Here is a 14,043-nt window from a genome sequence, read left to right as displayed (position 1 = left end):
CAGGGTGCTCTCCCGCGATCCATTCGACAACCACCGGTGTTCGATCAGATCGATAACCCCTCGTTATGGATCGTTGTAGGCTGTGCCGATGACGCTCAGCCTTCCCCCGCTCGCCGCACTCGAACTCGACTCGCACACGCTGCGGATCGTGCAGGCCATCGATCGCTCCGGCTCCATCACCGCGGCGGCCCGCGCGCTCGGCTACAGCCAGCCCGCGATCAGCCAGCACCTTCGGAGGCTCGAGGGCAGGATCGGCATGCCCATCGTGCACCGGGTCGGCCGCCGGGTGCGCCTGACCGATGCGGGGCTCGTGCTCGTGCGGCACGCCCGGGCCGTCACCCTGGCGCTGGACGCCGCGGCGAACGAGCTCGCCGAGCTCTCCGGCCTGCACGCCGGCCGGGTGCGCCTCGCCGCCTTCCCCACGGCGTCGGCGACCCTCGTGCCCGGCATCGTCGGCGAGCTCGCGATCGATCACCCGGGCGTCGAGGTCTCGTACCTGGAGGCGGAGCCGCCCGAGGCGCTCCGCTCCCTGCACGCGCACGAGAGCGATCTGGCCGTGGTCTTCCGCTACCCGGGGGAGTCCGAGGCGCCGGAGGAGGGCGCCGGTGCGCTCGAGACGTGGGATCTGGGCAGGGACGAGATGCTCGTGGTGCTGGGCGAGGGCAGCGGGCTCGCGGCATCCGACGCCATCGATCTCGCCGATCTCGCCGAGGAGCGCTGGATCGCCGGTTGCCCGCAGTGCCGCGGGCGGCTGCTCGCGGTGTGCGAACGCGACGGCTTCGTTCCGCGGATCGGCTACGAGACCGACAACTTCGTCGCCGTGATGCGCATGGTGCAGGCCGGGTTGGGCGTCGCGCTGCTGCCGGGCCTCGCGCTCGAGGCCACGCCCCTGCCCGCGGGTGTCGTCGCGCGCCCGACCACACGAGGCGACTACCGCACGGTGCAGCTGGCGGCCCTGCGCTCCGAGCGGCGGTCGCCCGTGCTGTCGGCGACGATCGACCTCATCCGGGGGCGCGGTCGCCGGTAGGATCGTGGACGTATGTCTGCCATCGAATCGCACCCCTTCTCCGCCGCCACCGGCACGGACGTCCGCGTCCGCTTCTGCCCGTCGCCCACCGGAACGCCGCACGTCGGCCTCATCCGCACCGCGCTCTTCAACTGGGCCTACGCCCGGCACACGGGGGGCAAGCTCGTCTTCCGCATCGAAGACACGGATGCCGCGCGCGACAGCGAGGAGAGCTACGAGCAGCTCATCGACGCGCTCACCTGGCTGAGGCTCGACTGGGACGAGGGCGTCGTCGTCGGCGGTCCGCACGCGCCGTACCGCCAGTCGCAGCGCGGCGGGATCTACGGCGAGGTCATCGAGCGGCTGCGCGCCTCGGGCCACATCTACGAGAGCTACTCGAACGCGGAGGAGATCGACGCGCGCAACGAGGCGAACGGCCGGCCCAAGCAGCTCGGCTACGACAACTTCGACCGCGACCTCACCGAGGAGCAGCGCGCCGCCTTCCGCGCCGAGGGCCGTGAGCCCGCACTGCGCCTGCGTGTGCCCGACACCGAGCTGAGCTTCGACGACCTCGTGCGCGGCGAGATCACCTTCCCCGCCGGATCCTTCGTCGACTTCGTCGTCGTGCGCCCCAACGGCGCCCCGCTCTACACCTTCGTGAACCCGCTCGACGACGCGCTCATGGGCATCACCCACGTGCTGCGCGGCGAAGACCTGCTCTCGAGCACCCCGCGGCAGATCGCGCTCTACCACGCGCTCATCGACATCGGCGTGACGAGCTTCGTGCCGCGCTTCGGCCACCTGCCCTACGTCATGGGCGACGGCAACAAGAAGCTCTCCAAGCGCGACCCCGAGTCGAACCTCTTCCACCACCGCGACCGCGGCTTCATCCCCGAGGGGCTCGTCAACTACCTGGCGCTGCTCGGCTGGTCGCTCACCCACGACCGCGACGTCTTCTCGATCGACGAGATGATCGCCGCCTTCGACGTCGTCGATGTGAACCCCAACCCCGCGCGCTTCGACCTCAAGAAGGCCGAGTCGATCAACGGCGACCACATCCGACTGCTGGAGACGCACGATTTCGCCGAGCGCACCATCCCCTACCTCGTGGCCGCCGGAGTGGTCGCCGAGCCGCTCAGCGAGGGGCAGCGCGGCATCCTCGCCCAGGCCGCCCCGCTCGTGCAGGAGCGCATCGGGCTGCTCGGCGAGGCGCCCGGCATGCTCGGCTTCCTGTTCACGGATGCCGCGGGACTGAGCTTCGCCGACGACGCCCTCGCCTCGCTGCCCGCCAACGCGGGGGAGTACCTCGCGGCATCCGTCAACGCGCTCGAGCTCGTGCCCGAGTCGGAGTGGGCGCACGAGCAGCTGCAGAGCGTTCTGGCTTCCGCTCTCATCGAAGGCCTCGGGCTCAAACCGCGGGTCGCCTACGGCCCGCTGCGCGTCGCCGTCTCGGGCCGCAAGGTGTCGCCGCCGCTCTTCGAGTCGATGGAGATCCTCGGCAAGGCCGAGACCCTCGCCCGCATCGACAAGCTCTCGGCCCAGCTCGGCTGATGGCTGCCGAGCTGCAGCACGGGGGCGACGGCGGGGCTGCCGGGGCTGGTGATGGGTCTGCCGGGGCTGGTGGCGGGCCCGGCGGTGGCGATCGCGGTGTCGACTACGACGTCGTGGTGGTCGGCGCGGGCCCTGCCGGGCTGTCGGCGACGCTGAACCTCGTGCGCCAACGCTGGCGCACCCTCGTGGTCGACAGCAACCGTCCGCGCAACGCCGCGACGCTGCACTCGCACGGCTTCCTGACCCGCGACGGCGTCTCGCCGCTCGAGCTGCGCCGGCTCGGTCGCGAGGAGATCGAGGGGTACGCCGAGGGAGAGGTGCAGATCGGCGCTGTCGAGGCCGTGACGGTCTTCGGGGCTGTGACAGATCTCAGAGCGCTGCAGGGTCGCGATCCCGATGGCACCGACGCCGACGCTTCTGAGATTCCCGCCGGTTCCGATGCGGGCTCCCGCGCTGAGCGCGATGCGGATTCCAATGCCGGGCCCGATGCCGACTTCAGCGCTCGTTTCGGCGTTGTGGTGCGCGGCCTGCGCGGCTCGCCCGATCGCACGGTTCGTGCCCGGGTCGTCGTCGCTGCGAGCGGTCTGAGTGAGACCTTCCCCGCCATCCCGAGCCTGCGCGCCCATTACGGCACCAATCTGCACAGCTGCATCGAGTGCGACGGCTACGAGAAGTCGCACGAGCCGCTCGCGCTCATCGGGGAGTCGCGCGACCTCGCCGAACGGGCCGTGCTGCTCTCCCGTTTCTCCGACGACCTCGTGGTCTTCACGAACGGCGCGGATGTGCTGAGCGAGGCCGAGCAGACGATGCTGGCCGGTCGCGGCATCCGTGTCGAGCGTCGTGCGATCGACGACCTCGTAGGGGAGAAGGCCGCCCTGACCGGTGTGCGCCTCGCCGACGGCGACATCGTGCCGGTCACCGCCGGCTTCGTGCGCCCGGCCTGGTCGCCTGCCCTGGGCTATCTCGACGGGCTGCCCGTCGATCGTGACGCACACGGTTTCCTGGTGACGGATGCCGCGGGCCGCACCTCGCTCGCGGGCCTCTACGGTGCCGGCGAGACGAGCGCCCCCGGTGCTCAGCAGCTCATCGTCGCGGCCGGTCTGGGTGCCCGCGTGGCCACCACGGTCACCCGCGAACTGCTCGGTCTGGCCCCATCTGGCGCCGGTTTGGACGAGCCGGTTCCGTAGGCTAAAGTTGGCAGTCGGCCCGGACTTCGGTCAAGGCCAGTGGGGTATGGTGTAATTGGCAACACGGCTGATTCTGGTTCAGTTGTTCTTGGTTCGAGTCCAGGTACCCCAGCAGTGAAGGCCCGGTGATCCGGGCCTTTTTTGTTGCCCGGATTCGTGCAGACGGGAACGGTCTATTCGCTCCGATCTCGTTGTCTGGGTTTGTGCATGTGGACGGAGGGGCAAAGGCAGCCGAACCTACACGGAAGCCAAGGCTGGTTGGATCAAGCACGCTCGAGGTCGAGCCCTCCGTGAGTCCGGTTACATTACGATTCGCCGTAGTTCACGCTCGCGCGATTGGTGAGGTCCAGGGAACGAGCACATGAGAACCTGTTTCAAATGCGGCGAGCTGATGCAACTCTCCATCAAAGGCCGGGTTCACCGTCGAGCCGCAGAATACGACTCGATCCTATTTTTTCCTTGACGGAACCGAATTCAAAGCGTTGGGTAGAGATAGAGATACGAGGTATTGGGAGGTGTATTGTGCGGGGCGGATCGTGGGTGATGCTCGCGGTAATGGTGTTGATTACCGCTTTCCTGGCTTTTGCATACGCATCGGGGGGTCCAGTGCTGCTGTATGCAGTCATCGGCTTCTGGGCCGTGATAGTCGTTGGATCCGTCATTAGAGGAGTCCGCGGCTACCGGCGAAGTTCGGCGCGGAACTCGGTTGCGGCCCCTGCAGTGCCCGTGGTGAACGCGGCAAGTACGGTCCAAGACATGTATCTCGGTCGTACATACTCCGGCCCGGTCGTATATGGCGTTAACGCCGACGTGGTCGCTACGCAAATCGACAATCGTGCGGATTGGCTCAAGGACGGTCGGGTCGTTATCGAATACGACGACATCCGGGCGCAGTCCAAGCGCGACTAACCCCTTGCCCGCCGGCTACGCACAAAACTTCTTGATACTGGAGCCGAATCGGCTGAGCTCTGATTCCAGTCTCAGGTCACCGTTATCCATCGTCTCCAGCGTGCGAAAGTGGCGCCTCTGGCGCATCGATCGTCAATTGTCACGTGGATCGATGACGAAACAATATCTATCGAGCTGATAGTCCGTGCGAAGGCGTTCGGGCTAGGCAGGTAGCGCTGACGCGATCGTCGCGAGGTAGGCGCCCTGGAGGGTTTCGGCGATCTCGTCGGGGTCGCCGAGGTAGCCGCCGACCATCGCGCCATCGCGAAGCATCATGAGCTGGCGGGCGGTCTTCTCCGGATCGGCCACCCCTGCGTCGGCCGCGATGCTCGCGAACATCTCGCGGGTCCATCGGCGGTGCGCGTCGACGACGACCCGTACGGGATCGGCGGGGTCGGGGGTCTCGGCGGCGGCGTTGATGAAGGCGCATCCGCGGAAGCCGGGCATGCAGCTGGCGGCTCCAATGAACCCGGCGATGTTCTGGAGTGAGCGAAGCGGGTCGGTGTGGTCGCGGGCGGAGTCGAAGGCCTCGCGCTCCAATGCGGCCTGTCGTTCGAGGTAGGCGACGACGAGGTCGGTCTTGGTTCGGAAGTGGCGGTAGAAGGTGACCTTCGTGATCCCGGCCTGCTCGATGATCCGGTCGGCGCTCGTGCCTCGGATGCCGTTGGCGTAGATGAGCTCAGTCGCCGCGTCGAGGATGAGGGCGCGCGCGACGCCCTCCCGACCGAGGCCGCGGCCGACTTGTGCGGCGATCTTCGGCGATGACTCGCTCACAGCGCTCATGGCTGCTCCTCTCCGGTTTCACGACTTGCGCCGTGGGGCACATCAACTCTAGAGTCTTCATTGTAGACGTACTAGTTAGTCTACAATTGTAATCCTCGCGTTGACACCATTCGTCGACTCCGCCACCGTCGACACCTCGACCTGCGCTCGACCCCGACCTGACAAGGACACCACCATGACCACGATCGTTTCCCCTCCCTCCGCGCCTCTTGCGAAAACCTTGCGCCGGCTCTACTTCACCCGGTTCGGCTTCGCGGTCGTCTGGGCGCTGCTCCTGGCCCTCGTCGCCACCGATGTCGGTCCGCTCCTGACCGTCCTGCTGATTCTGTATCCGCTGGTCGACGCTGCCTCGGTCTTCATCGAGCTCCGCGCATCGACGGGCTCCTCCCGCGTCACCGAGACCGTGAACATCGTGGTCAGCGTCCTGGCCGCGATCGCGCTCGGCTGGGCGTCGGTCGTCTCCGTGGGCGCTGTGCTCGCGGTCTGGGGCGTGTGGGCCGTGCTCGCCGGCGCCACCCAGCTGCTGACGGGGCTGAGCCGCCGCAGGCTCGGAGGCCAGTGGCCCCTGATCGTCAGCGGCGGCCTCTCGGTGCTGGTCGGGTTCGCGTTCCTGGCCCAAGGGCTCGGGGGCGCCGACAGCGTGGCCTCGGTCGCCGGATACGCGACGCTGGGCGGCATCCTGTTCCTCGTCTCCGCGATCCGCCTCGCCCGATCGGCGCGCGCCTGATGGCCGGCGCGCAGGACCACCAGGACTACGACCTCATCGTGATCGGAGCCGGGCCCGTCGGAGAGAACGTCGCCGACTACGCCCGCAAGCGCGGCATCCGGGTCGCGATCGTCGAATCCGAGCTCGTCGGCGGCGAATGCTCATACTGGGCGTGTATGCCCTCCAAAGCACTGCTGCGGAGCGGCCACGCGCTACGGGCCGTCAAGCGACTCGACGGAGCCCGGCAGGCGGTGATCGGTGGACTGGACGTTCCCGCCGTTCTCGCCCGCCGCACCTCCTTCGCCAGCGAGTGGAAGGACGACGATCAGGTCGCCTGGCTGAACTCGGCCGACATCGAACTGCTCCGCGGACACGCCCGGATCATCGGTCCCGGCACGATCGACATCGATGGCCGCAGTTACAGGGCGAAAGCCATCGCGGTCGCGACCGGGTCGATTCCGGTTCTCCCCGACATCCCGGGGCTCGCCGACGCGAGGCCGTGGAGCACCCGCGAGGCGACCAGCTCCTCGAACGTTCCACCCCAACTGCTCGTGGTCGGCGGCGGTGTCGCCGGAACCGAGCTCGCCACCGCGTACGCCTCCCTCGGCTCCGAGGTGACGCTCGTGGCCCGCGGCGCTCTCCTGGATCGGGAGGAGCCCTTCGCGGGCGAGCTCGTCGCCCAGGCGCTCGGACGCATCGGCGTCGACGTGCGGATCGGGACGACTCCTGTGCGCGTCGATCGCGATGCCACCGGCATTGTCTCGACCGAGCTCGGCGACGGAACGATCGTGGTCTCGGACGAGATCCTGATCGCAACCGGCCGCCGCCCCAACACCCTCGACCTCGGCGTCCAGACCGTCGGACTGGTGCCGGGGGAGTGGCTGGCCGTCGACGACACCATGCTCGTCACGGGAATCGACTGGCTCTACGCGGTCGGCGACGTGAACGGCCGCGCGCTGCTCACGCACCAGGGCAAGTACCAGGCCCGCGCCGCAGGCGAGGCGATCGCCGCCCGGATCAACGGAGCACCCGTGCACGCCGCACCGTGGGGCGAGCACGTGGCCACGGCGGATCACGCCGCCGTTCCTCACGTGGTCTTCACCGATCCCGAAGTCGCCCGTGTCGGCCTCACCGAGGCCGAGGCCCGCGAGCGTGGGCTGAGGGTCCGTGCTGTGGACTACGAGCTCGGATGGGTCGCCGGCGCGAAACTCCACGCCGACGGCTACGAGGGGCGCGCGAAACTCGTCGTCGACGAGGATCATCGGGTCATCGTCGGCGCGACCTTCGTGGGGCAGGATGTCGCGGAGCTGCTCCACTCCGCAACCATCGCGATCGTCGGCCAGGTGCCCCTCGACCGGCTGTGGCACGCCGTCCCGTCCTATCCCACCATCAGTGAAGTGTGGCTGCGTCTCCTGGAGACGTACGGCCGCCCGTCGTGACACCCAGACCGACCCGACTGCTCATTCCGAGCGACCCCGAGAAACCACGAAAAACATAAGAAAGGAAAGAACGATGCCCACGAAGATCACCATCATCATCGACAACCCCGCCGACCCGGAGGCGTTCGAGAGCGGCTACCCGGAGATCGTCGCCCTGGCGCAGCAGCTCCCGCAGCTCCGCCGAACCGAGTCGGCCAAGGTGTGGCCGAAGGAAGACGGCACGCCGACCCCCTCCCACCGCACGCTCGACCTGTACTTCGACAGCTACGACGACGCCTCGGCGGCCGTTTCCACCCCGGCTGCGGGCGAGTTCTTCCAGCGTCTCGTCGGCACGGGGACCCCGTTCACCGGCCTGTTCTCCGACATCGAGCAGGCCTGACGCGCGGCGGCCGGCGCGGTCCTTAGCGGGGGCCGCGCCGGCGGGCGCTCATTCCCGGCTCATCCGTTCAGCTCTTCGTCCCGTCTCGTTCACCGATTGTTTGTGTGATGTCGCCAGGGTGGACGCGTGCTAAATAAAGTCTCGCGACCACTCGCCCTCACAGCCGGCTCAACCCTCGTGCTCGCCGGGCTGTTCGCTGTTCCGGCCGCCGTATCGGCAGCCGAGAACACCGGTCAGATCCGGATCACCGAATGGGAATACAACGGATCGGAGTTCGTGGAGTTCACGAACCTCGACACCGACTCGATCGACCTCGACGGATGGTCCTTCTCCGACAGTGGAGAGAACCCCGGAGACACGGACCTCAGCTCGGCGGGCATCGTCGCCCCGGGCGAGTCCTTCATCCTCAGCGAGGAATCCGCTGCCGACTTCCGATCGGAGTGGAACCTGCCGAGCTCGATCAAGGTGGTCGGCGACAACTCCAAGAACCTCGGCCGCGGTGACGCGATCAACATCTACAACAGCGCCGACACGCTCGTCGACACGCTGACGTACAGCGACGAAGACGGCAAGGGGCCGCGCACGGACACCGCGAGCGCGTGGCCGTCGACCGAGTCGGTCATCGGCACGGACCACGCCGCGAGCTGGACGCGCTCCACCGCGGGCGACGCCGAGGGCAGCTGGACGTCGAAGAGCGGCTACATCGGCTCGCCCGGCGTGAGCCGCTTCGGCACCGCGATGGACTGGCTCCGCATCAACGAGATCGAGACGGACGGCAGCCCCGACTGGGCCGAGCTCATCAACCTGAGCACCCAGCCGCTGGATGCTTCCGGCTACGTGATCACGGGCCGTGAGAACGGTGTCACGCTGACGCTGCCGAATGACACGATCATCGCCCCGGGCGCCGTGTTCGTCGCCGAGGGCGGCGACTTCAAGCTCAAGAAGAGCGACCTGCTGAGCCTGTACGCACCGGGCGGCGACACGCTGCTCGACTCGTACGGGTGGGGTGACTTCCACCTCGACACCTACGGCCGTGTTCCGAACGGCACCGGCGACTTCGTGCAGCAGGAGACGTCGTCCAAGGGCGCGCTCAACCCCGAGCCGACCGACCCGACCGATCCCGACGACACCTCGTGGCAGGCGATCAAGATCAACGAGGTCACCTCGGCGAACGACGACCCGACCCACGACGGCTACGAGCTCGTGAACACGGGCGACACGGATATCGACGTGGCCGGCTGGAAGCAGTCCGACAGCGGCAGCAACCCGGCTTCGCTCGACGCACCGAACGGCACCGTCGTTCCCGCGCACGGCTTCCTCGTGCTCCTGTCGAACCAGGGCCTGAGCTCCGACGGCGACTCGGTGAAGCTCTACCTCGCCAACGGCTCGACCATCGTCGACTCGGTCGGCTGGGGAGCGAACGACGCTCAGCCGGGCTCCTGGTCGCGCTGTGGCGACGCCACCGGCGCCTGGGCCCACACCGCCGCGTCGAGCTGGGGCGTCTCGAACGCCCAGGCGTGCGCCGGCCAGATCATCCCGCCGAGCAACCCCGACAACGGCGGCGACGTCCCCTGCCAGACCGAGGGCGCCTCGGGTGGCGGACCCGCGATCGCGGGCGGCATCGTATGGCCGGGCAGCCAGGACTGGACCGTCGCAGACAACGAGTGCCAGTTCGTCACGTCGATCTCGGGGCAGGACGTCTCGGGACTCGATATCGACCCGAGCGACCCCGACGTCATGTGGGCCGCGAAGAACAAGAGCAGCATCTACCGTCTCGTGAAGAGCGGCGACCTCTGGGTGCCCGACACCACGAACGGCTGGGCCACGGGCAAGAACATCGTCTTCCCGACCGGCGGCGGCCAGCCCGACTCCGAAGGCATCACGGTCGGACCCGACGGCTTCCTCTACGTGACGACCGAGCGCGACAACACCGCGAACGATGTGCCGCTCGAGAGCGTGCTGCGCTTCGACCCGAACGCCTCGGGAACCACCCTGCAGGCGACGAACCAGTGGGTTCTGACCGCCGACCTCGCCGACGCGATCACCTCGGGCAGCGCGGACTCCAACCTCGGCTTCGAGGGCCTCACCTGGGTGCCGGACTCCTACCTCACGACGAACGGCTTCGTCGACCAGAGCACGAGCGCAGCCTACGACCCGGCGGACTACCCGGGCCACGGCACGGGCCTGTTCTTCCTCGCACTGGAGAAGAACGGTCACCTCTACGCCTACGCGCTGAACGCCGACGGCACCTTCCACCGTATCGGCTCGATCGACAGCGGCCTGCCGATGATCCAGGAGACGCAGTGGGATCCGGATGCGCAGCGCATCTGGGCGGTCGCCGACAACACCTCGGCCGGCTCGACCACCCTGCTCAAGATCGACAGCGAGGGCGCCTTCGCGGTCGACCGCATCTACAACCGCCCGACCGGTCTGCCCGACTACAACCTCGAGGGCTTCGCCATCGCGCCGAACTCGACGTGCGCCGGCGGCGTCAAGGAGGTCATCCGCTCCGACGACGGCAACAACGGCGGTCACTCGCTGTGGTCCGGCACGATCGCCTGCGACCTCGAGCTCGGCCCGCAGGGCCCGAACCCGCCCGCCGAGATCGATCCGACCGTGACGGCGACCCCATCGACGGTGCAGGCCGGTGGCACGACCACGATCGCGGCCGACGGGCTCGCTGCGGACACGCAGTACACCGTCGTCCTGAACTCCGAGCCGGTGACGCTCGGCAGTGCCGTCGCGGATGCCGAGGGCACCCTGACGCTCGAGGACGTGGTGATCCCCGCCGACACCACTCCGGGGGCGCACACCATCACGGTCGCCGCGTCATCCGATCTCACCACGGTGATCGCGAGCGCAGAGCTCGAGGTGACGCCGGCGGCCACGGATGACCCGACTCCGACGCCGACCCCGAGCTCGTCGGCCAGCACGACGCCGACGGACAACGGCTCGAAGCCTGCCGGACTCGCCTCCACGGGTGCGGAGCCGCTGCCCTGGATCGCGATCAGCGCGCTGCTCCTGCTCCTCGGTGGCGGACTCGTGTTCAGCGGACTGCGGACTCGTCGCGGCAACGCCTGAGCTGTAGCATCATGACATCGCGGCCCTCTCGCTTCGGCGAGCAGGGCCGCGTTGTCGTTCACGCACCGATGTCGTCGTTCACGCACCGATCCGAGAGACGCTCACCGGAGCAACCGCCGCTAGAGCAGCCACTGCTGCAGCGGGTACACGAGGCGCCCCGATGGTCTGCGGTCGCAGCCAGAACTTCCCGAGAAGGAACACGCCGAGCAGTAGGAGGATGTACGCCTGCAGCTCGATGACGATCGGCAGCAGGATCGTCAGCGCACTGAGCTGCAGGGTGTTCACCGCCAGGATGACCAGAGCGAAGAGCCGGGGATTGCCGACGAGCGACAGGACCAGGTCGCCGGTTCCATCGTTCTCCAACGTCTCCGCTCGCGCAGCGGCGAGATCGGGAAAGACGAGCCCGATCGCGAATCCGTCGAGGAAGAGGCCGTATGCGACCGCGTTGAGGAGTAGATACGCGCGCAGATTCGCGCGAATGATCTGGAACGGCTTTCGGATGAACTGCATGTGTGTCTGTCCTCGGAGTGAGTGGATGAGGCGCCCGTTTGCGACCTGCAACCACCTCACACCGTGTTCTCGGCACAGGGTCAAACGCGGGTCCTCGGCATGGGCGGCGAGGAGCGACATCCGAGCGGGATCTGCCCGTGTTCTCGGCCCGGCTCGAGAAGGACGAACGCTCAGCTCCCTGATCGCCGTCAGGGGCCGGTCGGAGCGCCGCGATCGCCACCCGCGCGGCGGCGGCGATGAGGGCGTCGTCGTACTCGGCGTCTTCCGTCGTCGTGGTCGACATCACCGCGAGCACGATCGGGGAGCCCGTCGGCGGCCACAGGATGGCGATGTCGTTGCGCGTGCCGTAGCCGCCGGCTCCGCTCTTGTCGCCGACCGCCCAGTCGTCGGGGACGCCGGCCCGGATGAGGTCCGCGCCCGTTGTGCTGCCTCTGAGCCAGTCGGTGAGGAGCCCTCGCCTCTCGGGCGCCAACGCGCTTCCGAAGGCCAGCTCGCGGAGATCCGCGGCGAGGGCAGCCGGAGTGCTGGTGTCGCGGATGTCGCCGGGAACGGCCTCGTTGAGCTCGGGTTCGACGCGGTCGACGTGGGTGGTGCTGTCGCCGATCGCCCGCAGGCGGTCGCCGAGACCGCCCGGGCCGCCGAGCCGGCCGAACATGAGGTTGGCGGCGGTGTTGTCGCTGTACTGCAACGCCGCCGCGAGAACGTCGCGGAGCGGCATCCCGGTGTCGATATGCTCTTCGGTGACGGGGGAGTGGCCGACGAGCTCGTCGTCGGTGTAGCGGATGACCTCGTCGAGCTCCGGCTCGCTCGCCTCTGAGAGGATCGCCCCGGCGAGCAGCGCCTTCGAGGTGGAGGCGTAGGCGAATCGCTCGTCTGCTCGGTACGAGACGATCGCACCGGTGCCGATGTCGATGCCGGAGACGCCGAGGCGCACGTCGTACTCGTCCTCGAGCTGCGCGAAGGCCGTCGGCGCCTGTGTCGCCGACGACGCCGGCGTCGGGGATGCCGATGATGTGGCGGCCCGTGTCTCGACGGGGGCAGGGGAAGCGGCGGGTGCGAGCACGCACCCGCCGAGCATCCCGGTCAGAGCGAGCGCTCCGACGAGAACGGAGAGGGTCTTGCGGTATCGCATCGGATGACGCTCCTTTCGTATGGGCCGGTGCGGCGGGTCCGTGGCTCACAGCCGGCCGCGGTCCTGCACGGTGCGGATGCGTCGAGTACAGACCATGGCCTCAGGGCATGGTCAAGGGCTGATCACGCTCCGGGAGGCGGACTCGGCGTTCTCCCCGTTGCCCCGTCGGGGAGGATCGGGTCCGGGCGAGCCGATCCAGTGCCCGCCCGTCACGCATGCTGCTGCTCTGGTCCACCATCGTGTCATGAGCACTCTCGCCGAGACCGGTGGGAGCCGACCAGGAACGACGCTTCACCGGCCCGGCGATCGCCCGCTTCGACGTTCGGGGAATGGCGCCGGGGGACGGCCGGTTCCAGTGATAGTGACCTCTCCGCTCTCCGTTCCGAATCCGTCGAGGCCGGCTGCACGGCCTGCGCTGCGCCCGGTCGGCGCGGCGATCGGCGGTGCAGCGATCGGCGGTGCGGCTGTCGGGGGCACCGAGCTCGACGCCGCGATCGCGGGCCTCGAGTGGACTCTGCTCGATTTCCGCCGCACGGAGCTTCGCGAGCGGGTCGGCCTCCGCCTGCCTCGCGGGCTCATGCGATTCCATTGGGTGGTCTCGGGAGCGGTCGACGTCATCGGGGTGGGCGCGCCCGTCCGGCTCGCCGCCGGCGACTTCATCCTCGTCGACAGCGCCGAGCCCTACGAGATCCGTGCGCAGGAGCCGGCCCTCGTCGACTCGGGAGATCTCGCCTGCGGCCCCTACTCGAGGAACGCGCTCGCGCGGATCATGCCGGGTGTGCTCGTGGCGTGCGGGTTCACCACGCGCGAGCCCCACATGGTCTCCCTTCTCGAGGGGCTCCGCCAGGAGACGGCATCCGGCGAGCCGTCCCTCGCCGGGTCGCGTGCCATCGCCAGCCGCTTCGCATCGCTCATCACGGCGGCCGCGGTCCGCTCCTGGGTGCTGGCCGGCTGTGCGCCGGCATCCTGGTCGCTCGCCGTGCGCGATCAGCACATCGCCCGGGCGATCGGGGCGATGCGCGACGATCCGGGCGCGTCGTGGAGCCTCGACGACCTCGCCAGGATCGCGCAGTCCTCGCGCTCGGCCTTCGTCGAACGGTTCCGCGAGGTGACCGGCGATTCACCGGGCAGGTTTCTCACGACGCTCAGGATGGAACGGGCCGAACGACTGCTCCGGGTCGAGAACCTCGGGGTGGGGGAGACGGCGACCATGCTCGGATACGGCTCGAACGCCGCGTTCAGCCGTGCGTTCCGGCGGCATGTGGGCGAGAGCCCGGTGAGCTGGCTGCGCCGCACCGGCAGCCGGTAGCCACCCGTGTCC

Annotated in this window: 10 protein-coding genes, 1 tRNA gene and 1 pseudogene; 9 read left to right on the top strand and 3 right to left on the bottom strand. The window is 68.6% G+C overall.

Annotated features, from left to right (window positions below; all coding sequences use genetic code 11):
- Nucleotides 1–88 precede the first annotated feature (88 nt).
- The 4 genes from CLV54_RS16695 (at nt 89) to CLV54_RS16680 (ending at nt 3,856) form a co-directional block, all read left to right on the top strand.
- Nucleotides 89–1,027: a LysR family transcriptional regulator gene (locus tag CLV54_RS16695; protein ID WP_100346134.1), complete on the top strand. Its 939-nt coding sequence runs from the start codon at nt 89–91 to the stop codon at nt 1,025–1,027.
- A gap of 12 nt (nt 1,028–1,039) precedes the next feature.
- Entirely contained in the window at nt 1,040–2,557 is a 1,518-nt protein-coding gene (gltX, locus tag CLV54_RS16690; protein WP_100346133.1) for a glutamate--tRNA ligase, read from the top strand.
- Entirely contained in the window at nt 2,557–3,744 is a 1,188-nt protein-coding gene (locus CLV54_RS16685) for an NAD(P)/FAD-dependent oxidoreductase (RefSeq protein WP_100346132.1), read from the top strand. Before gltX ends, CLV54_RS16685 begins: the two co-directional genes overlap by 1 nt.
- Nucleotides 3,745–3,784: 40 nt before the next feature.
- Nucleotides 3,785–3,856 (top strand) — tRNA-Gln (locus CLV54_RS16680).
- Nucleotides 3,857–4,854: 998 nt separating this feature from the next.
- Here the strand turns inward: CLV54_RS16680 and CLV54_RS16670 are convergent.
- On the bottom strand, nt 4,855–5,475 hold the full coding sequence (locus tag CLV54_RS16670) for a TetR/AcrR family transcriptional regulator (protein ID WP_100346130.1): 621 nt from the start codon (nt 5,473–5,475) through the stop codon (nt 4,855–4,857).
- A 175-nt stretch (nt 5,476–5,650) separates the two neighbouring features.
- Here CLV54_RS16670 and CLV54_RS16665 point away from each other — a divergent pair, with 175 nt between their 5' ends.
- From CLV54_RS16665 to CLV54_RS16650, 4 genes are all read left to right on the top strand, one after another.
- The gene (locus CLV54_RS16665; RefSeq protein ID WP_100346129.1) at nt 5,651–6,202 is read left to right on the top strand and encodes a hypothetical protein; all 552 of its coding nucleotides are present in this window, start codon (nt 5,651–5,653) and stop codon (nt 6,200–6,202) included.
- On the top strand, nt 6,202–7,620 hold the full coding sequence (locus CLV54_RS16660) for a dihydrolipoyl dehydrogenase family protein (RefSeq protein WP_100346128.1): 1,419 nt from the start codon (nt 6,202–6,204) through the stop codon (nt 7,618–7,620). The genes CLV54_RS16665 and CLV54_RS16660 overlap by 1 nt, the downstream gene beginning before the upstream one ends.
- A 73-nt stretch (nt 7,621–7,693) precedes the next feature.
- Nucleotides 7,694–7,999 (top strand): EthD family reductase, encoded by a 306-nt coding sequence (locus CLV54_RS16655; protein ID WP_100346127.1) that lies wholly within the window; start codon nt 7,694–7,696, stop codon nt 7,997–7,999.
- A gap of 126 nt (nt 8,000–8,125) precedes the next feature.
- Nucleotides 8,126–11,080 carry a lamin tail domain-containing protein gene (locus CLV54_RS16650; protein WP_100346126.1) on the top strand — a complete coding sequence of 985 codons (2,955 nt, stop codon included), beginning with the start codon at nt 8,126–8,128 and terminating at the stop codon, nt 11,078–11,080.
- 78 nt (nt 11,081–11,158) lie between these two features.
- On the opposite strand, the gene CLV54_RS18060 is transcribed toward CLV54_RS16650, so the two are convergent.
- On the bottom strand, nt 11,159–11,590 hold the full coding sequence (locus CLV54_RS18060; protein WP_245861790.1) for a hypothetical protein: 432 nt from the start codon (nt 11,588–11,590) through the stop codon (nt 11,159–11,161).
- A 265-nt stretch (nt 11,591–11,855) separates the two neighbouring features.
- Nucleotides 11,856–12,668, bottom strand: a pseudogene (gene bla, locus CLV54_RS18055) (class A beta-lactamase); the annotation flags it as partial.
- 415 nt (nt 12,669–13,083) lie between these two features.
- On the opposite strand from bla, the gene CLV54_RS16640 reads away from it, so the two are divergent.
- Nucleotides 13,084–14,031, top strand: a complete 948-nt coding sequence (locus CLV54_RS16640; RefSeq protein ID WP_170062022.1) for a helix-turn-helix domain-containing protein — start codon at nt 13,084–13,086, stop codon at nt 14,029–14,031.
- Nucleotides 14,032–14,043 lie beyond the last annotated feature (12 nt).

It is taken from the genome of Compostimonas suwonensis (assembly GCF_002797855.1).
GTDB classification, from domain to species: domain Bacteria; phylum Actinomycetota; class Actinomycetes; order Actinomycetales; family Microbacteriaceae; genus Compostimonas; species Compostimonas suwonensis.
The sequence above is the reverse complement of the archived record's forward strand: the minus strand, read 5'-3'. Positions and strand labels throughout refer to the sequence as shown.

Coding starts and splice junctions, on each gene's coding strand:
- CLV54_RS16695 (WP_100346134.1), top strand. CDS start 89: ATGACGCTCAGCCTTCCCCCGCTCGCCGCACTCGAACTCGACTCGCAC.
- gltX (WP_100346133.1), top strand. CDS start 1,040: ATGTCTGCCATCGAATCGCACCCCTTCTCCGCCGCCACCGGCACGGAC.
- CLV54_RS16685 (WP_100346132.1), top strand. CDS start 2,557: ATGGCTGCCGAGCTGCAGCACGGGGGCGACGGCGGGGCTGCCGGGGCT.
- CLV54_RS16670 (WP_100346130.1), bottom strand. CDS start 5,475: ATGAGCGCTGTGAGCGAGTCATCGCCGAAGATCGCCGCACAAGTCGGC.
- CLV54_RS16665 (WP_100346129.1), top strand. CDS start 5,651: ATGACCACGATCGTTTCCCCTCCCTCCGCGCCTCTTGCGAAAACCTTG.
- CLV54_RS16660 (WP_100346128.1), top strand. CDS start 6,202: ATGGCCGGCGCGCAGGACCACCAGGACTACGACCTCATCGTGATCGGA.
- CLV54_RS16655 (WP_100346127.1), top strand. CDS start 7,694: ATGCCCACGAAGATCACCATCATCATCGACAACCCCGCCGACCCGGAG.
- CLV54_RS18060 (WP_245861790.1), bottom strand. CDS start 11,590: ATGCAGTTCATCCGAAAGCCGTTCCAGATCATTCGCGCGAATCTGCGC.